This window comes from Corynebacterium sp. ACRQK, assembly GCF_022345965.1.
Classification (GTDB): Bacteria; Actinomycetota; Actinomycetes; order Mycobacteriales; family Mycobacteriaceae; genus Corynebacterium.
In genome coordinates this window covers 563,970-582,071 of the sequence record NZ_JAKRMU010000001.1, presented here as the reverse complement: position 1 = coordinate 582,071, position 18,102 = coordinate 563,970, and the positions used below count along the sequence as shown (strand labels likewise).

Sequence of the window (18,102 nt, the reverse complement as noted above, 5' to 3'; positions counted from 1 at the left end):
TCCACCCCCCTCCTTCCCGCGCCCTGACCCAAAATTGTTTAGGTAGATCGTTCAGGTGCTGTGGGATCCACCGAAAGGATTCACCGCATGCTGCACGCCGTGAGCTTCGCGTTGGCCGATTCCGTCAACGTGCTGCTCATCGGCGTGCTTTTCGCTGTCGCGGTGATGCACCCGAAGCCGCGCCGCTACGCGCCCATCGCCGCAGTGCTGGTGGCGGGGGATTGGTTCGGAGTGTTCCTGCTGTCGCTGGCTGTGTTGCTTCTGTTCAACGGGATTTCTGACGCAGTGCAGACCGCCTTGGCCTCACCGGTATTTGGCCTGGTCCTCATTGCCGTGGGTCTTCTAAGTGCCTTCTTGACGCTACGAGGCGGCGATCCCACCCCCATGATCAATCGCCTGGCCCGTCCCCTCCGCAAAGCGTCGTGGGGAACGTTCCTCGCGGGAATGGCCTTGGGAATCGTCCAATCCGCGACGTCCGCGCCTTTCTTCGCCGGCCTGGCGTACTTGAGCACCGTGGGGATCAGCTCTGCGGCGAAGTACTTTGCCGTATTCCTCTACGCCACGCTCGCACTGAGCCTGCCGGCGCTGTCTGGCCTAGCGTTGGGCTTTGTTCTGCGTAAGCCGGAAAGCGCACTGGCTCGTTTTATTGACGGACTACGCCATAGGAAGGAACAGATGGTGGCGCTGGCGGGCTACGTGGTGGCGGCGATGCTCATCGTGCTGGGCCTGCTGAGCATCATTTAGACTCGCCCAGAAACTCCATCCACGTGTCCCATTCGCGCTTGGTCTGCTCCAACCCGTCGCTCCAGGATTGCTTCAGGCGATCCAACCGGCGCTCGGTATTGCTGACGTTCATCTTCTCCGGGTAGAACACCAACGCCTGGCCCTTGGCCTCTAACTCCGCGATCTTGTCGGAGGCCAGGTTGTACTTCGGCGGCCGGTCGATCATTGCCTGAGCTACGGCCGGGCGAGAGCGTAGTAGGGACTTAACTAGCTTTGGGCTCCGTAGCGCGGGGCGGACGTATCCCTTGGGCTTGGTGCGCAGCACTAGGAACTTCTCAAAGCCATCCTCGATGGCGGCATCGATGAGCAGGCCACCGGAGTCGCCGAGGGCGCCATCGACATAGTCCACCCCGTCGATGGTTGGTACGGGCATGATACCCGGCAGAGTGGAGCTGGCGCGGACCTTGCGCATAAGGTCCGGAAGATCCTTGATGTCCTCACGACGCCAATAGACGGACTCGCCGTTGTCTGCACGGGTCGCGCCGATGCACACCTGGGAGTTCGAACTCTGGAAGGTTTCCCAGTCGAAGGGCAGATCGTTGCCGGGCGCGCCAGCGGCCTCGTAGATGTACTCGGCGTTGAAGTAGCCGGTGCCCTTGAGTAGGGACTTAAACCCGCCGGTCTTTGGGTGTCCACCGAATTCCACGAAGGACTCGCGGGCGCGTTTCCTATCGCCGGAAAGGAAGTTCACAGTATGGGAAGCACCGGCGCTGATGCCGCCGACCCAGCCGAACTCGATATTGTGCTCCAACAGCTGGTCAATACAGGCGGCGGTGTAGCTGTTGCGCATGCCACCGCCCTCGAGCACGAGGGCTACGTCCTTCGCAGACAAGAGGTGAGCCTCCTTAGGCTTCTAGCGGAGTTCTGTATTTACATGTGTAGCGCACCTGCAGCGCCTAGCGGGCACGCAGTTTCTTTACCCCGCCGACCACCACGGCGATGAGTGCGCCGACTAGCAGGCCGAACAGCAAGCTGAAACCGGTCTCCATCAGCCAGGTTACCGCGCCCCCGAGGTGCTCAAAGTTCTCCACCACGTGGTGCACCGCCTGGTACGGCCAGTGCAGCCCCAGCTCATCGAAGCCAACCAGCAGGATATGTCCACCGACCCACAGCATGGCCAGGGTGCCGATGATGCCGATGGCGGTCAGCAGTTTCGGCATTCCTTTGACCAGGAACAGGCCAAACTTCTTCATCCCCTCGCTGGCTCCCTGCTTGTGGGCGATAGCCAGGCCAATGTCATCGATCTTGATCAGCACGCCCACCACGCCGTAGACGGCGAAAGTGACCATGAGGCCGACCAGAATCAGCACCAGGGCGCGGGTCAAAAGTGGCTGGTCGGAAACCTCGTTCAGGGAAATCACCATGATCTCCGCCGAAAGAATCAGGTCGGTGAAGATTGCCCCGCGCACCAGTGCGCTCTCGGACTGGTCTTTCTCCTCATCGCCATCGTCTGATTCACCCTCACCGTGGCCGCCCAGGCCGACCTTCTCCAGGACTTTCTCGGCGCCTTCGAAAGAAAGATAGAATCCGCCGAGCATCAACAGGGGAGTCAGCGCGCCGGGCAGCAGCCAACTCAGTAGCAAGATGATCGGCAGGATAATGATCAGCTTGTTGACGAGGCTGCCTTTGGTGATCTTCCAAATGATCGGCAGCTCGCGCGCCGGGGATACCCCAGCGACGAACTTCGGGGTGACAGCGGCGTCATCAATAACAACCCCAGCCGCCTTCGTCGAGGTACGCCCGGCAATGGCAGCGACGTCATCCGTCGTGGCCGCGGCCTTCTTAGCGATAAGCGCAATGTCGTCTAGTAGTGCCGCAAGGCCAGCTGCCATGAAATTCTCTTTCTCTTAAGCCGATTGGTTCTCGGCGTGTGCGTCGAGCGCCTCGGTGATGGGGGTGTCGCCCTTGTTGAACTCGATGAAGTGGCCGACCAGGTTCGGGCGATCCACAACCTCAGTGATGACGGCGGCCACGTCGGCGCGGGAGACCTGGCTGGCCTGCAGCCCGTCGTCGCCGTTGGCGGTGCCATCAGCCTTCGGGGAACGTGTTTCGATCTTAGCGGTTGGCTCGTCCATCGTCAGCGCGGACGGGCCGACGATCGTCCACTGGGTCGAAGAAGCGCGCAGGTGGTCGTCCGCGGCAGCCTTCGCCTCGCAGTAGGTGAACATCGAGTGGTCTTCCGGCACGCCGTGGTCGGCGCGGGAGTTGAAGTAGCTGACCATGACGAAGCGCTTGGTTCCGGCACCGTCGATGGAGCGGATCGCCGCATCGCGGTCCACACGGAGGGTGCGCTCATCGTCGCCACCGCCTACACCCGCGGACCAGACAATCACATCCTGATCGGCGAAAAGCTTCTCGAAGCCAGCCACATCCAGCTGCTCGATGTCCTGCACAACGGCCTTCGCGCCGGTAGCCTCCACGTCCGCCACGTGATCGGGGTTGCGCACCACGGAAGTGACGGTATGGCCGGCCTCTACGAGCTTTGGAGACGCCAACAGCGCCACCTTGCCGTGGCCTCCGAGGATCATGACGTTCTGTGCGTTCCGTGCGTGTTGGGGTTTCTGGGTCGACATCTTGTCAGTGCCTCCTAGAAGTGCGTTTTGGTTCGTTCCTAGCTATCTTCAACGGTACGGAAAGATGCACTATTCCAGCTTTAGCTTTCCTTCGCCACGAGCGGACCGATCCCGCCCGCCCCGATACATACGGATTCGTCAGATGCACCGGAATCCGCTTCTGCCCGCACCAACAGGATTCCGCCGCCACCGGAAACTCGCACCCAACGGGGCTTTAGCTCCGTACCAACGGGCACATCGACCGCGCGACTCTTCGTTTCCTTGGCATCCTCCAACCCGTTGGGCGTGGTGATGGTCAGCGTCATATCCGTGCTTGCCGTCGCGTTCAGCTGCCACGTCCAATCCCCGAACGGCAGAGCGTTATCCAGCAGGATGGCCTGGGAGCGCCCCGCGGCGATGCGCACCCCGCATTCGGGTTCTTTACCTGCGGTGCTTGTTGCGGACGCCACCACCTCCGCTTCCGCAATCTTCCCCGACTCGTCGATGATCCGTGGCGGCTCGTCTACCTGCGTTACCGCCGGCTGACCCGTCAGCGTGGCGACGCGGTCGTACGGGTGCACCACCGGGGTGAGGATGTCCAGAGGAACCGGCTGATCCAACAGTTGCGGAGGTTCCCCCGAGCCGTCCAACCCCGTGGAGGCGCGCAGGTTGGCCAGGTAGTCGGCGGTCCGGTCATTGCTCCACGTGCCCACCCAGGTGTAGGTAGAGGCGAGGCTGATGGCCACAGCACTGAGAATCGCGCCCACCCCAACCCAGCGGGAGCGCGCGGCCGCGAAGCTGGAGGTGGGGCGGTTGGCGACGTGGGGGCGTCCATAAGAAAGGGCGCAACAACCCACAACCAGCACGGCGAAAGTGAACCAGTCCGCGAAGTAGTGCATAGAGGAAAGCAGCAGACCAGAGGTGCCGGTGCTGTTACGGGCGCGGCCCAGCAGCATGTAGATGGCGGCCAGGTAGCCGAGCACCAGGAACAGGCCGAGAAGACGGTGGCGAGTATCGCGGCGCAGCCAAAAAGCGGCGAGGACGAGCAGCAGGATAGCGCTGGCGACACTCCACCACGTCGGAGCGGTGGCGAAAGTGCTGGAGGGCGACCAACGATCCCACGACAACGGGCCACCCAGCGCGCCGGGGATCACGGTGGTGAACAGGCTATTGGGCAGCGCCGACCACAGCGACTGGCTATTCGCCTCCTCGTGCGGCAGGGGTGAGAGGGTGAAGAAGAGCAGCGACCAGACCACGAAGAGCGCACCGGGCGCAGCGAAGAAGCGGGCGATGTCGCGCCGGGCCATGCCTGCCAGCACAGCGAGGGCGACGGCGGCCGGGCCGATCGTGAGGGCTTTCTCCGTGAACAGCAGGGCTAAAAGCAGAAACCCGGTGGCGAACAAGGAGTAGCGGGGGAGTGCTCGGCGCGCGGAGAGCAGGCAGACCATGAATCCCGCCATGCCGATCTGCCAAGCCAGGGCGTTGATACCTGCGGACCACCAACCGGCGGCGTCCATGAGGAAAGGACTAAAAAGAAGTGCTGTGTAAAGCCCCAGAGTAGCGAGGCTGCGGCCGATGAGTTGCACGCATACCTTCGCCCAGAGCGCCGCGGCGAGGGCGCTGAGCAGCATCAGCACAGTGGCGGGGAGCCACCAACTGAGCGGCGCAATTCGATGGGCCAGTACCTGCACGAGTGCGGAGGCGGGCATGAGATGCCCATCGTAACTGGCGAAATAGTCGCCGAGGGAACCGCCGCTGAAGGTGGCGGGGATGAGGAAATCATCCCAGTAGAACGTGCGCTGGCTCAGCTGGAAGCCGCGGACGAGGAGGGAGAGCAAAGCCACCGCAGCCAGCCATGCGGTGAACCGGCGGGGTGCGGTGCGGGAAGAGCTGTGAGGGGAAGGCACGGTGGGCGGGCGTGGGCTTGTGGGCGGCGCTACTCGCCGGCTTGGTCGCCTTGACGGGTGCCGGTCTGGCCGCTTTGGTCGCCCATGCTGATGGGCTGCACTGACAGGTACTCGACTTCCCCGGAACAACCCTCCAGGTTCTTCATCGGCACATAGGCGGCCTTGGTCTGCTCCGGTGGGTAGACGCGCAGGCCGTCAGCATCCTGGGGCTTGCACTCCTGGGGATCCAGGGCGCCGACCTGAGTGATCTTTACGGGCGCGATGGCCGATGCGCCGGGGTCGAGTTTTACGTCCTTGCTGGGCACGTCCTTCTCCCGCTGCGCGGGCTTGCCCAGCTGGGTGCCGTTGTGGTTTGCGACCATGGATACGCCCGGGAAGCCACGCATCGAGCACGGCTTGGAGGAAGTGTTCTTAAAGACGACGTTGACTAGCGTGGAGCCGGCTGCGCCCTGCGAGTCGGCGGTGGTGATCTCTAGATCATTGGTGGCACACATGCCGCCCTTGCCCACGGAGCCGTCTTCGGCCTTACTGTTGGCTGCGCCGGTGCTGGCAGTGCTGTGATCAGTGAGGGACTGGGCAGAGCTTTCGTCTGCGGATTCCTGGGTAGACGCTGCGTTGGAGGGGGTGGTCTCCTCGTCGTCGCAGGCGGTCAGGGTGAGTGAACCACCGGCAAGTAGCAGGGCGGCTGCACCCGCGGCCAGGGCGGAGCGGGGAGCGCGGGATCGGGAGATAACCGGACGACGGCGAAGGCTCTTCATGGATAACACTGTAAACACAAGGTATGTATGTGGCCAATGAGATTGGCGTTTTGTTACCGAATGGTGAGCGGAAAGTGATGTAGCCGTATCCGGGGAGGGTAGTGCTGAGGGGGTGGCCGTAGCCGTATGTAAGGTTCTTTATGTAAATATCGCTTTCAGATCACCGAATCGCCGGAGCACATTACACTCGGTGGGAAAGAACGTTCTCAACTTCACTGCTAGAGAGGCGAAGAATTAACCATGGGCTTCAACCCTGATTTCGAACCATTCCGTCTGCCCGACGAGTACCTCGCACTGCGCGAGGCCATCCGCGACCTGGCTGAGCAGCAGATCGCTCCGCACGCCAAGGACGTTGACGAAGAAGAGCGCTTTCCACAGGAGGCTCTGGAGGCCCTGAACGCCGCGGGCTTCAACGCCATCCACGTTCCGGAGGAGTACGGCGGCCAGGGCGGCGACTCCCTCGCCGCAGTCATCGTCATCGAAGAAGTTGCCCGCGTATGTGGTTCTTCCTCCCTCATCCCGGCCGTGAACAAGCTGGGCACCATGGGCCTGATCCTGCAGGGCTCCGAGGAGCTGAAGAAGGAAGTACTGCCGGATATTGCAAACGGTGCGATGGCTTCCTACGCGCTCACGGAGCGCGAGGCTGGTTCTGACGCCGGCGCGATGAAGACCCGCGCAGTCCGTGACGGCGACGAGTGGGTTATCAACGGCTCCAAGTGCTTCATCACCAACGGTGGTAAGTCCACCTGGTATACCGTGATGGCCGTGACCGATCCGGAGGCTGGCGCACGCGGCATCTCTGCGTTCATGGTGAACAAGGACGACGCGGGCTTCAGCGTTTCCGGTTACGAGCACAAACTGGGCATCAAGGGTTCCCCCACGGCCGAGCTGCTGTTCGAGGATTGCCGCGTTCCGGCTTCCCGCATGATCGGCGAGGAAGGCACCGGCTTCAAGACTGCTCTGCAGACCCTAGACCACACTCGCCCGACCATCGGCGCGCAGGCGCTGGGCATTGCCCAGGGTGCGTTCGACCAGGCTGTTGCGTATGTGAAGGAGCGCAAGCAGTTCGGCAAGGCTATCGCCGACTTCCAGAACACCCAGTTCATGCTGGCTGACATGAAGATGAAGATCGACGCAGCCCGCCTGATGATCTACACTGCGGCTTCCAACGCGGAGCGTGGCGTGGCTGAGGATGGTGCCAAGTTGGGCCTCATGGCGGCAGGCTCCAAGGCCTTCGCCTCCGACATCGCTATGGAGGTCACGGTGGACGCGGTTCAGCTACTCGGCGGCTACGGCTTTACCCGCGACTTCCCGCTGGAGCGCATGATGCGCGATGCCAAGATCACCCAGATCTACGAGGGCACCAACCAGATCTGCCGCATGGTGATGGGCCGCCAGATCCTGGCGTAGCGGGCCGCAGCCCGTTCCCAAGGGGGTGTCCCTATGTTTTTGTGGTGCTGTTGCAAAGTTGGGCGGAGAGCAGCGAGGACTCAGTTTCTCATTCCCTGATCGCCGCTGCGTGTGGGCGTTGTTAGGCCGTCTCGAAGACCCGGTTGACGATCACCGCGTCCGGGTTCGGTTGCCCGTAGGCAAACATCGCGCCTTGCCCTTTCCGCAATGAGTGCATCGCCTCCATCCCTTTCAACGTCCGATATGCAGATGTCCGGTTCTGGCCACCGGCGGTGATCGCCCGAAAGAGGTAGCACCACCTGCCGCCGACCCGGATATAGGTCTCATCCATCCGCCAGGAACTGGCCTGCCAGTCAGGTAACTGTCGGTACCTCCGTGTTTGCTTGTCCAGCTCAGGGGCGTATTTCTGGACCCAGCGGTAGATCGTGGTGTGATCGACCGGCACGCCCCGCTGAAGTCATCATTTCCTCCAGATCGCGGTAGCTCACTCCGTAGCGGCAGTACCACCGCACTGCCCACAGAATGATGTCACGGGGAAATGACGACCGGAGAAGATACCCATGGTTGTGATTATTTCACGTCGCTCTTCCTACTGCCCCAACTTTGCAACAGCACCGTATTTGCCTACCTCGTCCCCTTTGCTATTCAGGTCGTGTGGTTCATTTTGAACAAGGGTGCAGAGAAGAAGGCTACGCACTGCCCTTAAATGTTTGCGTCTTAAACTGGAGAAGTAAGTCTCCCATTGCAGTAATTCTGTACTCGGTCACGCCTGTCATACAGTCGGCTAAATGTCTAAAAATAGTCGCAGGCTGAGATACGGGCAGATTGCTCTCTTAAATCTAACCTGTTCAACGGCGTGGTCAGCCGAGAACTAGGATAGCTAAGGTTGAAGAGAGCATTTAATTAAGATCCAGAATTGCGACGCGGTTGTCCTCTCTCGATTAGGGTCGCGATCTGCACTCGGTTGGAGAGACCCAATTTGGTCAGGATGCGTGAGACACACGCTTTTACATTGCCCATACTCATGTAGAGCTTGTGTGCGATATCAGCGTTACTTAACCCCTGGGCGATGGACAGTGCTACTTCGGTTTCCATCTCACTCAGTAGGGCAAGTGCATCAAAAGCTTCCTGTTTGTCTTCGGAGTCGTGAGCGAAAGCGGCTATAAGCTTTCGGGTAACGGCTGGCGCCAGAACAGGTTCGCCATTTTTAGCCCGGCGGATAGCTGAGGCAAGCTCTTGTGGGTGGGCATCTTTTAATAAGAATCCGTCGGCGCCAGCTGCCAGCGCATCGCGGATCAAGTTGTCGGTATCCCAGGTAGTGAGTGCCAGCACGCGAGGGGTGTATGACCCCTGCTTGATCGTGCGCGTCGCCTCAATACCGTTGATTCCAGACATGCGTAGATCCATGAGAACGACATCGGGATTGGTATGCTTAACTTGATTGATAGCCTCCTTGCCATCACTGGCGGTCCCCACAATTTCGATGTCCCTCTGCTCGGCTAACATGAGTTTGATGCCGGTGAGAACGAAGGCGTCGTCGTCGACCACAATAATACGGATCATGGGTTCCTCTGCATGGGAATGGTGACCTCGAGGATGTAGGTGCTGTTATGAATGGCGTAAGTGAGGTTACCCCCACATAGATGAACACGCTCAGTTATCCCCTGGAGGCCGAATCCGGGCGGAGTTGAACTGGGCCCCGCCACAGGGTTGGTCACGCTAAGAAGATAGTGACCGTCCTCTTGTCGCAGGCTGATGTTTACATGACCAGGACTGCCATGCTTTTGTGCGTTTGTGATGGCTTCCTGAGTTATTCGGAATATGTGTCGACCGACGCCGGGGGCTAGGCCACGGCCATCTGATTCCATGTCGAGCTGGATGGGATTCGCTGTAGTACTGGCATCAATGGCGAGTTGAGGAAGATCGGCGATATCCGGTTGTGGGGCTTGTGACTGTTCCTCCCGGAGGTCACTAAGGATGTCACGGAGTTCGAACAACGATGCACGAGCGTTGGTTCTGATCAGTTCTCCTACCTGTATACGTTCGTGGTCTACCATCGTGGTGCGGTGTTCCAATGCTGCGGAGTACATGCTGATCAGACTAAGCCGATGGGCTAGGACATCATGCATTTCGCGGGCGATGTCCAGCCTTTCTTGGAACTGAGCAGCAGTAACGGCGCTTTGCTTCTCACGGGCTAGAGCCTCGTTTTGCTCTCGTAGGGAACGAACAAGGCTTCGGCGAGACGCAATGAAACTGCCCCACGCGACGAAACACTCAACACTTACCCCGACAAAGATGATCCCCCACCAGGATCTTTGGTAATCTGCTTCCACTATCCACGGCATTTGCCAGCGCACTACAGCCAACACAAGGTAGACCACCCCTGTAGCCTGACCACACCAGAATCCACGAGCGCTAGTGGATCTAAAAACGTGAAAAAGCGCCGTTCCACAGGCCGCAGTGGATACGACTGATAAGGCCAACCCAACTCCCGTACGACCCTGGCGAGCCTGTATCAATGCTAGGACACCGACCACAGCATCACCCAGGAGCCACCATGCCGGTACAGTAACTTGGTTCCCGACAGAACTATCGAGTGCGCACAGAAGCACAAACAGGACGCTGGTTGTTCCAAAGAACATGCCACTAGCGTTTGGCGAAATCTTCATTCCCCCATCTTAATGGGTAGGTTATCTTCTACCTCGGGTATCTTTCGGCCAAATTTGGCGCTAGCCGGCCACATTTCTTGGTCTTTTTGCTTGCAGACTGACCGATTGCGCAACCCCATCCGTTCTTCATTCTCCTAACGTGGTTGTGGCAAACGTCGCCACCTTTACATCAAGGAGGAATTAGTGGAAACCGTATCCAACGTCTTGCTGGTGGCAAGCTTGCTGTTCTTGGCAGCATCCCTAGTCGCCCTACTTGCACAGATCATCAAGGACGGCCTCAAGGCTGTAAATCGTGTACCTTCGGTCTTCTTTGCTCTATACGTCATCACTTTCACTATTTGGATCGCCTTATCAAACCTATGATTAATATCAGTGACCTTAAAGTAAAGTTCGGTGATTCGTCGGCTCTGTCTGGAGTCGATCTCACCTTCGACCGCGGTAGTATTCATGCACTGCTCGGTCCGAACGGGGCTGGCAAAACCACTATCTTCAAGGCAATCCTCGGCGCTGTAGATTACGAAGGGGTGATCCATACCGATCCTCAGCCATTGAGGATAGGGCACCTAATCGAGTACCCCGCTTTCTACGCGCGCCTGACCGTGCTCGAAAACATGCAACTGCACGCCGACTACCTGGATGCCCCCCACGATCAGCTACTGCCATTGTTATCGCTCGTAGGACTCGACAAACACATGGAGCTTCCCTGCAGCCAGACCTCGCTGGGAATGCGACAGCGTCTTGGGATCGCGCGAAGTTTGATTGGTGATCCGCAACTACTTTTGTTAGACGAGCCCACCAATGGGTTGGATCCGAAAGGTATTCGTGAATGTCGGGAACTATTAAGACGTGTGTGTGATGAACGTGACGTGTCTATAGCCATCTCCAGTCACAACTTGACCGAGGTAGCGGCACTGGCAGACCGATTGACCTTCCTCAAGGCTGGGCGCATAATCCACTCCGTTTGCAGAAGCGAAGGAACCCAGCAGGATCTGGAAGATCTCTACATACATCTTATGGACAAGGACAACTGATGATTCGCCTTATTCATATCGAGTGGCAAAAGCTCCGCAGAGAAAGAGGACTATGGTTCGCCCTAGCCCTGCATCTTACCCCTTGGATGATGGTAACCATTGCAGCCCTCATAGGTGCTACCACCACCGGACCGTCACTCTATTTCATTTTGCACAATCAGTCCATGCTCGTCACCGGAATCGTGGCCTGCGTGGTCACCAGTGTCGGCTTCCACGTCGAACTGAGCAACCGCACCTGGTTCGATTGGCTTACGCAACCGCATGACACAACACGGCTCGTCATGGCAAAACTCTTCGCCATCGCCACTATCCTCGCGTCGTTTGTGGCACTTTCGACAGCACTAATGATCGGTCTAATGCTCAGTAACGGCGCACGTACAGAGATCTGGCAGATGATCTTTGCCTACCTCACCCTCCAGGGCGGCATTTTCTTAGTTATGGTTTTTCTCAGCGCCGCCCTATGTGTACTGACACGCAACGTCGTGATGGTAAATATCATGGGAGTAGGTGTCAGTATGGCCACTATGGTCGTAATGAGCGCCGACTTCGCGTGGGCCTTACCCACTGCTTGGCCCTACCGCATCGGATTAACACTATTAGGCAAAGATTACGGCTTCCCTTGGGGTGGAGCCCTTGCTGGTGGCGTTGCCGCCTATACTGCTTGCACCGTGCTTGTTCTCCTCATCACTGTCTCGTTAGCCCGACGCCCCAAGGTGATCAACGCGCCCATGCGGTAGCCCCCTCTGGCGAGAAACCTGCTCCTAGCACCAATATATGACCAAAACACAATTACCGTCTATAGGTGATACATCTGATGAGATGAAGTGATTGAGTTTAGATCTTCCCCAGCCAAGGAAGGGCTGGGGACTGTGCCTAGTATGTCTCAAACATCATTTTCTGCGCGATATCCGCATTCTCTTTCTGTCAGCCTTTAACGCTTTATGAAAGGCGGCGAGAAGCAACAAGTTCACCACGTCGTTTTGCGCCTTGCCGCCCACCGTAGTGAATAAGGATCACTAACCGATGAGGGGTTAAGTAAGCTGTATAAGGAATTCGCTTTTTCCTGCTGCGACTTTCGATCTTCTAAACCGCTCGGCGACAAAACCTGTTTTGGACACTTCCTGCTCGGCAAGTATCAAAGGCATCTTCTCCCACATCTGCGCGATAGCCTCGCGCGTATGGTCCACCTCTACAGCCAACACATGATGTGGTGGAATTTGCATCATCCCGAGCTCGCCCTGGCTATCTTGTTCAAGGGACAGCTCGCTACATAGCAGACAAACGCGGTAGCGCAGTAGGTTCTCATCAACTGTAAGCGGATCATCAAGGGCAAGACCGTAAATCGTGAAGTCGTCATCTTCAAAGTTACGGAAGGCTATTGCTTTAACATATTCCATTGCTTCTTTGTGCCGAGCGGTCCCGTAGGGGCCCATAACCTCTAAATAGTATGCCGGGGTTGCTTCAATGGTTTTCTGTCCATACCGTGGGTGTATCCATAGACAGTAATCATATTCATCAATTTAATTGAATTAAAGTTTTAAATGGCCCTTCCCCGACTACAAATGAACTGGCCCCCGAAAGTTGGACTGGTTTTATTCTAGGCGGTTAGAGGCTTTAGGGTCTGGTTGGTATTGCATCGGAGTCAGGCCCTTGAGTCGTTTTTGGATGCGTTCATGGTTGTACCAACGGATGTAGTCATCAATTGCGTGGTAGAACGCCTCCAGACTGGTGAATGATTCCCCGTGGTACATCTCTGATTTGAGGTGTCCGAAGAAGTTTTCCATTACCGCATTGTCGTAACAGTTTCCTTTCCTTGACATCGATTGTGTGCCACCGATACCTGTGATGAGTGTGCGCCAGCTGGAATGCTGATATTGGAATCCTTGGTCGGTATGTACAAGCAAACCTTTATCTGGTGATTCTTGCGCGATGGCATCGCGTAAAGATTGCGACGTAAACGCCGTATTCGGTGAGGTTGAAACGCTGTACGACACGATCGACCGATCGCATAAGTCCATGATCGGCGACAGGTAGACCTTGGTGCCAGCAACGCGAAACTCCGTGACGTCACTTGCTCACACCGTATTTGGCTCATCAGGCGTGAAACATCGATTCAACACATTGCTTGCGATGTGACTGACAGTGCCTTTGTACGAGTTGTACTTCTTTTTCGCCCTGACCTTGGATTTAAGCCCTAGTTGATCCATGAGCCTGTAGACCAGCTTATGGTTGACCACCCATCCTTCCCGGCGTAGCTGAGCATGCACCCGCCGGTAACCATAACGACGGTTCATACGCTCAAAGACATCGACGATTGCCTGCTTGAGCTGGGCATGTTTATCAGCCATGGTGAGGCGTTGTTGGTGATAGAAAAACGTTGACCGGGCAAGACCTGCCGCAACCAGTAGGTCCTCCAGGCGGTGGGTTGACTTGAGGATGACGATAGCTTCTACTTTCAGCCTCGTCGCTGGTTCCTCAAGTCCCGCAATTTTTTTAAGTACGCATTTTCTGCCCGTAGTTTCTCCACCTCACGGCGGAGCCGATCTTCCTCGGTCAACGGTGTCGAGCGGGCGCTGCCTTTCGGTCGTCCCTTCGGTTTCGGCTGCAACGCTTCATCACCACCCGCACGCCAAGCCCTCACCCAATTAGCGACAAGTTGATCCGATGACAAACCAAACTCCCTAGCCAGTTCCATCTTGGACTGGCCGGCAATGAACCGATCGACAACTTCCTTCTTCACCTCGAAGGAAAAGTGCTGCTTAGTTGGTCTCTCCACAAGACATAGTCTGCCATGCAGCTTGAAACGACGCTCAAATTTTTTTACAGAATAAAGGCCAACTCCCAACCGATGAGCCGCCGCCGCATAGCCCAGCCCTTGCTCAAACAAATCAACGAGCTGCTCACGCTGAGATTCACTCAAAGAACTTCGTGCTCTCATAAAAAGAACTCCCCACTAGTTAGAAACTGATTTCTCAGTCCAACTAATGGGGAGCAGTTCAATTCTTCCCGCGCCTTATTCTTAGCCTTTGGAATTTCCATCGTTTACCCCTTAATCCTCAAATGCTGCGACTACTTCTCGAGCCAAAGAATCCCACACCTTCGTGCTGCAGGGCTTTGTTCCGAAAACACGACGTGTAGCCGCCCTCGTTGGGATGACTGTTTCAGCAAGCGCTGCAGTCTCGTCACCCTCCAGCTCGGCATGGACTTCATCTAGAAGCTTTTCCCTCCTGTCGACATTCGACAGAACAACTGCTGTTGGTATCCCCATTTCTATTAGCCAAGAAAGCGTTACCTGAGTTCGATCAATATCCATCGGGGACACACCAGTGGGAAGAAGGACTAAATCGGCAGCTTCGACGCTTTCGGTTATGAAAGCTAAACCACCTGGAGGGGTATCGACTATAAGAAAGTCCGGATTGTTCCCCCTTCTGACAATTCCAGAGAAATCACTTGAGCTGCGGACAGATTCGATAGGAAATGGAAAATCCTTCACTTTGGTTGTCCATCGGGTGGCAGATTGCTGGGGGTCGCCGTCTGCGACTGCGACCGTATAGCCCATCTTCCGAATTGCCTCTGCGAGCATTACTGAAAGTGTGGTCTTTCCCGTACCACCCTTCGACTGAATTACGGAAATTACTCGAGTCATACAAAAAGAATAGATTCAGGAAGGATTTACCTGGGTAGTGACTTGCGTACGTGTGTATATAATGCTATGGCGAGGAAAACAGGCTGTACGCCGGTAACCCCACGGCCATGCTCAACGATGCGATGGCCGGGTGGAAGGCCGATACGTTGGCTGGGCTGGATAGCCTGCTGATCGCCGGGGATAAAGACACCGTGGACGCGCTGAACCGTGCGGCCCAGCGCGTGCTTGTTGATTTCGGCCGGATCGACCCGACGGGGGCCGGCGAGTGGACTGAGCACGACCAACAACCCCTAGACGGGCTTTGTTGGTGATGTGGTCATCACCCGCCGCAATGACTACTCGTTGACCACCCAGGACGGGTCACCGGTGCGCAACGGTCAACGCTGAAGGATTGAACAGATCGGCGCAGGTGAGGTCACGCTGCGCAGCTGTGACGACGACCAGCAGGGCGTGGTCGTGCCACGGGAGTATCTCGCCAACCATGGCCAGCTGGGGTATGCCACCACCGGGCATTCCAGCCATGGGGTCACGGTCGATTCATCCCGAGTGGTTATGAATGTCGGCCAGGCCGACCGGGCAGCGGTGTATGTGCCCATGATCCGAGGTCGGGACAATAACTCGCTGTATCTGGTGGAACGTGCCCCGGTGGCTCCGAGACCGGGCACGGACACAACCCCACCCCAGTCCAGCGCAGGAAATCGACCCAGTACGCGGCGGATCTTCTCACGGCAGCCTGCCAGTGTGACCGGTCGGATGCCACCCCGCACCAGGTGTGGGAGACCGCCTGCCGGGAGTGGAGTTTGGAGCGGCTGTCGTCGAACCAGGACACAAGGCCAGATCCGTTTGCTGGCACCCGGATGGCCGAGGTGATGCCCCAGCGCCAAGACAAGCGCACCCAACGGTGGATGACTGACGACCGCAATGTTTGCACCACCCCGGTGGTACGGGCTGATGAGGACAGGCCATTGCAGATGGTGCCGGGCCACCTGCTGGCCTGGCTACACGACAACCCCGGCCAGGCCCAATCCGGTTACCAGCACGCACGTGACAACCAGGAGGCTATTTACCGGTACAGCCAGGCGGTAGACCAGTGGACCCAGCTGGATCAGCAAGCCACGCAGACCGGTAAAGACCTCCAGGCCTGCCAGGCCCAGCGCCGAGGCCTGGGACAGGCCCCGAAGAAGAAGGGACTGTTTGGCAAGCTGTTTGGCGGGAACTCCGCCGAGGCCGACCAGCGGATGGCGCTGGGCGAACAGATCGCTTCCCTGCGACAGGCCAAGCAGGACATCGAGGTACAGATGCGCGCGGTAGCCGCCGAGCACGGGATCAAGGCCCACGTGGCGGTGACTGGCAAGGACGGCCAGTCAGCAGATCGCCGGGTGGCGTTGTGGCAGCAGCTTAGCGACCCCGACGAGGTGGCCGCCGAGACGGCAGACCGTCAGGCCATGCAGGCTGGTGGAGAGAACCCGGAGACCGGGGAACTGCGCCGTCAGTGGCAGGAGATGGTCGATGCCGGACTGTGGAACCACCCGAGCCGACCGATCACCGGGTTTGATCACGCGCTGGTGCGGGATCACCTGATGGGCGGGCAGGACTTCTCTGATGCACTGTCTGCCCAGCTTGGCCAGCCACGTCGCCAGACAGGCCAGAACAACCAGCAGGAGTGGGGCACTAACACCCGCGACGATGGGATGGAGCTGTAGGCAAGAATTTAAGAGAAGCCCTGGCCAGGACAGTCAGATTTTGCGGTGGAATGAGTGTGGCGAAGGGGAACCACCTACCGAAACAGGCGTCTGGCCTGCTGGGGAATTTATCCATTCGGGCGCCGGGGCGCCGAGTCTCTCCGGCATGTTCCTTGAGATAGGGCCACTAGATTGCGAAATCGATGGACGACCCCTACTCTTGTCATAAGATGATATATCGCATCTAGATATAATTGAAGGTGATATAAGGTGGGAAAGAAGCCGCCGTTTGGCGACGGGAGTGTTCCTGATGTCGCGTTAGCCATTCTTCTCAGTCTCGGAGAACCGAGGCATGGGTATTCGATCATGCAATACCTGCAGGAGAACACGGAAGGCGCGTTGACCCTGGGGCCGGCGTCGGCATACACGACGCTTAAGAAGCTCAACGAGGCGGGACTCATTGAGGAAGTCGAGTCGGATAGCCGTCGCCGCCTCTATCGCATTACTGAGGCGGGGGCAGTAGCGGCCCAAAGAAACGTCACCAAGCGCAGACAGTTCATGGTCTGGGCAGAACAACTACTCCAGGAGGTACAGCAATGACCGCTCGTCTTAGTAACGGCTTGGCTTTCAATCAGGACCGGGAAACAAAGCTTTTTCAGGACATGGCCCGCAGGGGCAAACACCTGGACGGAACTGCTTTGATGGGACATGGATGGTCGTTCCGTGATGGGCCGGCCGAGGATTGGGTCTATCAGATAACTTATGAGGCTGATCCCGACCCGGAGTTTTTCGACCTGTGCCGGGGCGCGGGGTGGTCGCATGTGCTCAGCTGCGAAGCGCTCCATATTTTCCGTGCCGCACCGGGTGCAACGCCCCTGCGTACCGAAGGGATCGATCAGATTGCGGAAGTTAAGCAGCAGCGCGACAGTTACATCCGCTACAGCATCATCACGGCGCTTGTGCTTCTCGCTGTCTATGCGCTGCTCAAATTGGTCGACTGGAGTAGGGGCGTTGAAATCACGTGTTTCATTATCGCTCTCATACCGGTCGTCTACACGTGGATGCCTCTAGCGGGCTTCCAGTGGCGCCTACAGAAGATGCGGGAGCAATGACTTGAAGAGGTGCTGTTGCAAAGTTGGGGCAGTAGGAAGAGCGACGTGAAATAATCACAACCATGGGTATCTTCTCCGGTCGTCATTTCCCCGTGACATCATTCTGTGGGCAGTGCGGTGGTACTGCCGCTACGGAGTGAGCTACCGCGATCTGGAGGAAATGATGACTTCAGCGGGGCGTGCCGGTCGATCACACCACGATCTACCGCTGGGTCCAGAAATACGCCCCTGAGCTGGACAAGCAAACACGGAGGTACCGACAGTTACCTGACTGGCAGGCCAGTTCCTGGCGGATGGATGAGACCTATATCCGGGTCGGCGGCAGGTGGTGCTACCTCTTTCGGGCGATCACCGCCGGTGGCCAGAACCGGACATCTGCATATCGGACGTTGAAAGGGATGGAGGCGATGCACTCATTGCGGAAAGGGCAAGGCACGATGTTTGCCTACGGGCAACCGAACCCGGACGCGGTGATCGTCAACCGGGTCTTCGAGACGGCCTAACAACGCCCACACGCAGCGGCGATCAGGAAATGAGACACTGAGTCTTCGC

19 protein-coding genes and 3 pseudogenes are annotated in these 18,102 nt (G+C 57.8%); 10 read left to right on the top strand and 12 right to left on the bottom strand.

The features are described 5' to 3' along the window. Positions 1-87 precede the first annotated feature (87 nt). Positions 88-744 (top strand): hypothetical protein, encoded by a 657-nt coding sequence (locus MHX63_RS02610; protein WP_239387115.1) that lies wholly within the window; start codon positions 88-90, stop codon positions 742-744. On the opposite strand, the gene MHX63_RS02605 is transcribed toward MHX63_RS02610, so the two are convergent. From MHX63_RS02605 to MHX63_RS02585, 5 genes are all read right to left on the bottom strand, one after another. Continuing rightward, a complete protein-coding gene (locus tag MHX63_RS02605; protein WP_239387114.1) occupies positions 737-1,615 on the bottom strand; it encodes a patatin family protein in 879 nt (292 codons plus the stop codon). The two genes, MHX63_RS02610 and MHX63_RS02605, sit on opposite strands and share 8 nt — an antisense overlap. A 64-nt stretch (positions 1,616-1,679) precedes the next feature. Further along, positions 1,680-2,615, bottom strand: coding sequence for a DUF808 domain-containing protein (locus MHX63_RS02600; RefSeq protein WP_239387113.1), 936 nt, complete (start codon positions 2,613-2,615; stop codon positions 1,680-1,682). Between the two features lie 15 nt (positions 2,616-2,630). Continuing rightward, positions 2,631-3,356: an SDR family oxidoreductase gene (locus tag MHX63_RS02595; RefSeq protein ID WP_239387112.1), complete on the bottom strand. Its 726-nt coding sequence runs from the start codon at positions 3,354-3,356 to the stop codon at positions 2,631-2,633. A gap of 80 nt (positions 3,357-3,436) precedes the next feature. Continuing rightward, entirely contained in the window at positions 3,437-5,242 is a 1,806-nt protein-coding gene (locus MHX63_RS02590; protein WP_239387111.1) for a hypothetical protein, read from the bottom strand. A gap of 29 nt (positions 5,243-5,271) precedes the next feature. After that, positions 5,272-6,000, bottom strand: a complete 729-nt coding sequence (locus tag MHX63_RS02585; protein WP_239387110.1) for a DUF4232 domain-containing protein — start codon at positions 5,998-6,000, stop codon at positions 5,272-5,274. Between the two features lie 240 nt (positions 6,001-6,240). On the opposite strand from MHX63_RS02585, the gene MHX63_RS02580 reads away from it, so the two are divergent. Next, positions 6,241-7,410 carry an acyl-CoA dehydrogenase family protein gene (locus MHX63_RS02580; protein WP_239387109.1) on the top strand — a complete coding sequence of 390 codons (1,170 nt, stop codon included), beginning with the start codon at positions 6,241-6,243 and terminating at the stop codon, positions 7,408-7,410. A gap of 121 nt (positions 7,411-7,531) precedes the next feature. Here MHX63_RS02580 and MHX63_RS02575 read toward each other — a convergent pair. The 3 genes and pseudogenes from MHX63_RS02575 to MHX63_RS10465 all read right to left on the bottom strand — a co-directional run bounded on the left by MHX63_RS02575 (position 7,532) and on the right by MHX63_RS10465 (position 9,755). Continuing rightward, a pseudogene (locus tag MHX63_RS02575) lies at positions 7,532-7,972 on the bottom strand (IS6 family transposase). Positions 7,973-8,313: 341 nt separating this feature from the next. Then, positions 8,314-8,973, bottom strand: coding sequence for a response regulator transcription factor (locus MHX63_RS02570; protein WP_239387108.1), 660 nt, complete (start codon positions 8,971-8,973; stop codon positions 8,314-8,316). Continuing rightward, positions 8,970-9,755 (bottom strand): sensor histidine kinase, encoded by a 786-nt coding sequence (locus MHX63_RS10465; RefSeq protein WP_370643984.1) that lies wholly within the window; start codon positions 9,753-9,755, stop codon positions 8,970-8,972. Before MHX63_RS10465 ends, MHX63_RS02570 begins: the two co-directional genes overlap by 4 nt. 507 nt (positions 9,756-10,262) lie before the next feature. On the opposite strand from MHX63_RS10465, the gene MHX63_RS02565 reads away from it, so the two are divergent. From MHX63_RS02565 to MHX63_RS02555, 3 genes are read left to right on the top strand one after another with little or no spacing between them, the layout of a single operon-like run. After that, positions 10,263-10,442 (top strand): hypothetical protein, encoded by a 180-nt coding sequence (locus tag MHX63_RS02565; RefSeq protein ID WP_239387107.1) that lies wholly within the window; start codon positions 10,263-10,265, stop codon positions 10,440-10,442. After that, complete coding sequence (locus MHX63_RS02560; protein WP_239387106.1) at positions 10,439-11,110, top strand: ABC transporter ATP-binding protein; 672 nt, start codon at positions 10,439-10,441, stop codon at positions 11,108-11,110. The genes MHX63_RS02565 and MHX63_RS02560 overlap by 4 nt, the downstream gene beginning before the upstream one ends. Continuing rightward, a complete protein-coding gene (locus MHX63_RS02555; protein ID WP_239387105.1) occupies positions 11,110-11,847 on the top strand; it encodes an ABC transporter permease in 738 nt (245 codons plus the stop codon). The genes MHX63_RS02560 and MHX63_RS02555 overlap by 1 nt, the downstream gene beginning before the upstream one ends. Positions 11,848-12,141: 294 nt before the next feature. Here the strand turns inward: MHX63_RS02555 and MHX63_RS02550 are convergent, their stop codons facing one another. The 3 genes and pseudogenes from MHX63_RS02550 to MHX63_RS02540 form a co-directional block, all read right to left on the bottom strand. Further along, the gene (locus tag MHX63_RS02550; RefSeq protein ID WP_239387104.1) at positions 12,142-12,507 is read right to left on the bottom strand and encodes a hypothetical protein; all 366 of its coding nucleotides are present in this window, start codon (positions 12,505-12,507) and stop codon (positions 12,142-12,144) included. Between the two features lie 200 nt (positions 12,508-12,707). Continuing rightward, positions 12,708-14,002, bottom strand: a pseudogene (locus tag MHX63_RS02545) (IS3 family transposase). A gap of 157 nt (positions 14,003-14,159) precedes the next feature. Continuing rightward, positions 14,160-14,756 (bottom strand): ParA family protein, encoded by a 597-nt coding sequence (locus MHX63_RS02540; RefSeq protein WP_239387103.1) that lies wholly within the window; start codon positions 14,754-14,756, stop codon positions 14,160-14,162. A 107-nt stretch (positions 14,757-14,863) separates the two neighbouring features. Between MHX63_RS02540 and MHX63_RS02535 the strand changes: the two genes are divergently transcribed. Further along, entirely contained in the window at positions 14,864-15,067 is a 204-nt protein-coding gene (locus MHX63_RS02535; protein WP_239387102.1) for a hypothetical protein, read from the top strand. A 49-nt stretch (positions 15,068-15,116) separates the two neighbouring features. On the opposite strand, the gene MHX63_RS02530 is transcribed toward MHX63_RS02535, so the two are convergent. Next, a complete protein-coding gene (locus tag MHX63_RS02530) occupies positions 15,117-15,278 on the bottom strand; it encodes a hypothetical protein (protein ID WP_239387101.1) in 162 nt (53 codons plus the stop codon). Between the two features lie 347 nt (positions 15,279-15,625). On the opposite strand from MHX63_RS02530, the gene MHX63_RS02525 reads away from it, so the two are divergent. From MHX63_RS02525 to MHX63_RS02510, 4 genes and pseudogenes are all read left to right on the top strand, one after another. After that, positions 15,626-16,459, top strand: a complete 834-nt coding sequence (locus tag MHX63_RS02525) for a hypothetical protein (protein WP_239387100.1) — start codon at positions 15,626-15,628, stop codon at positions 16,457-16,459. 249 nt (positions 16,460-16,708) lie between these two features. Next, positions 16,709-17,038: a PadR family transcriptional regulator gene (locus MHX63_RS02520; RefSeq protein WP_370643963.1), complete on the top strand. Its 330-nt coding sequence runs from the start codon at positions 16,709-16,711 to the stop codon at positions 17,036-17,038. Next, positions 17,035-17,550, top strand: coding sequence for a DUF2812 domain-containing protein (locus tag MHX63_RS02515; protein WP_239387098.1), 516 nt, complete (start codon positions 17,035-17,037; stop codon positions 17,548-17,550). The genes MHX63_RS02520 and MHX63_RS02515 overlap by 4 nt, the downstream gene beginning before the upstream one ends. Before the next feature lie 62 nt (positions 17,551-17,612). After that, a pseudogene (locus tag MHX63_RS02510) lies at positions 17,613-18,053 on the top strand (IS6 family transposase). Positions 18,054-18,102: the final 49 nt, after the last annotated feature.

Bases quoted from the DNA above. Each gene is read 5' to 3' on its own strand.
- MHX63_RS10465 (WP_370643984.1), bottom strand. From the start codon at position 9,755: ATGCCGTGGATAGTGGAAGCAGATTACCAAAGATCCTGGTGGGGGATC.
- MHX63_RS02560 (WP_239387106.1), top strand. From the start codon at position 10,439: ATGATTAATATCAGTGACCTTAAAGTAAAGTTCGGTGATTCGTCGGCT.
- MHX63_RS02515 (WP_239387098.1), top strand. From the start codon at position 17,035: ATGACCGCTCGTCTTAGTAACGGCTTGGCTTTCAATCAGGACCGGGAA.
- MHX63_RS02600 (WP_239387113.1), bottom strand. From the start codon at position 2,615: ATGGCAGCTGGCCTTGCGGCACTACTAGACGACATTGCGCTTATCGCT.
- MHX63_RS02570 (WP_239387108.1), bottom strand. From the start codon at position 8,973: ATGATCCGTATTATTGTGGTCGACGACGACGCCTTCGTTCTCACCGGC.
- MHX63_RS02535 (WP_239387102.1), top strand. From the start codon at position 14,864: ATGCTCAACGATGCGATGGCCGGGTGGAAGGCCGATACGTTGGCTGGG.
- MHX63_RS02595 (WP_239387112.1), bottom strand. From the start codon at position 3,356: ATGTCGACCCAGAAACCCCAACACGCACGGAACGCACAGAACGTCATG.
- MHX63_RS02585 (WP_239387110.1), bottom strand. From the start codon at position 6,000: ATGAAGAGCCTTCGCCGTCGTCCGGTTATCTCCCGATCCCGCGCTCCC.
- MHX63_RS02540 (WP_239387103.1), bottom strand. From the start codon at position 14,756: ATGACTCGAGTAATTTCCGTAATTCAGTCGAAGGGTGGTACGGGAAAG.
- MHX63_RS02530 (WP_239387101.1), bottom strand. From the start codon at position 15,278: ATGGCTGGAATGCCCGGTGGTGGCATACCCCAGCTGGCCATGGTTGGC.
- MHX63_RS02610 (WP_239387115.1), top strand. From the start codon at position 88: ATGCTGCACGCCGTGAGCTTCGCGTTGGCCGATTCCGTCAACGTGCTG.
- MHX63_RS02525 (WP_239387100.1), top strand. From the start codon at position 15,626: ATGCCCCAGCGCCAAGACAAGCGCACCCAACGGTGGATGACTGACGAC.
- MHX63_RS02580 (WP_239387109.1), top strand. From the start codon at position 6,241: ATGGGCTTCAACCCTGATTTCGAACCATTCCGTCTGCCCGACGAGTAC.
- MHX63_RS02555 (WP_239387105.1), top strand. From the start codon at position 11,110: ATGATTCGCCTTATTCATATCGAGTGGCAAAAGCTCCGCAGAGAAAGA.
- MHX63_RS02550 (WP_239387104.1), bottom strand. From the start codon at position 12,507: ATGGAATATGTTAAAGCAATAGCCTTCCGTAACTTTGAAGATGACGAC.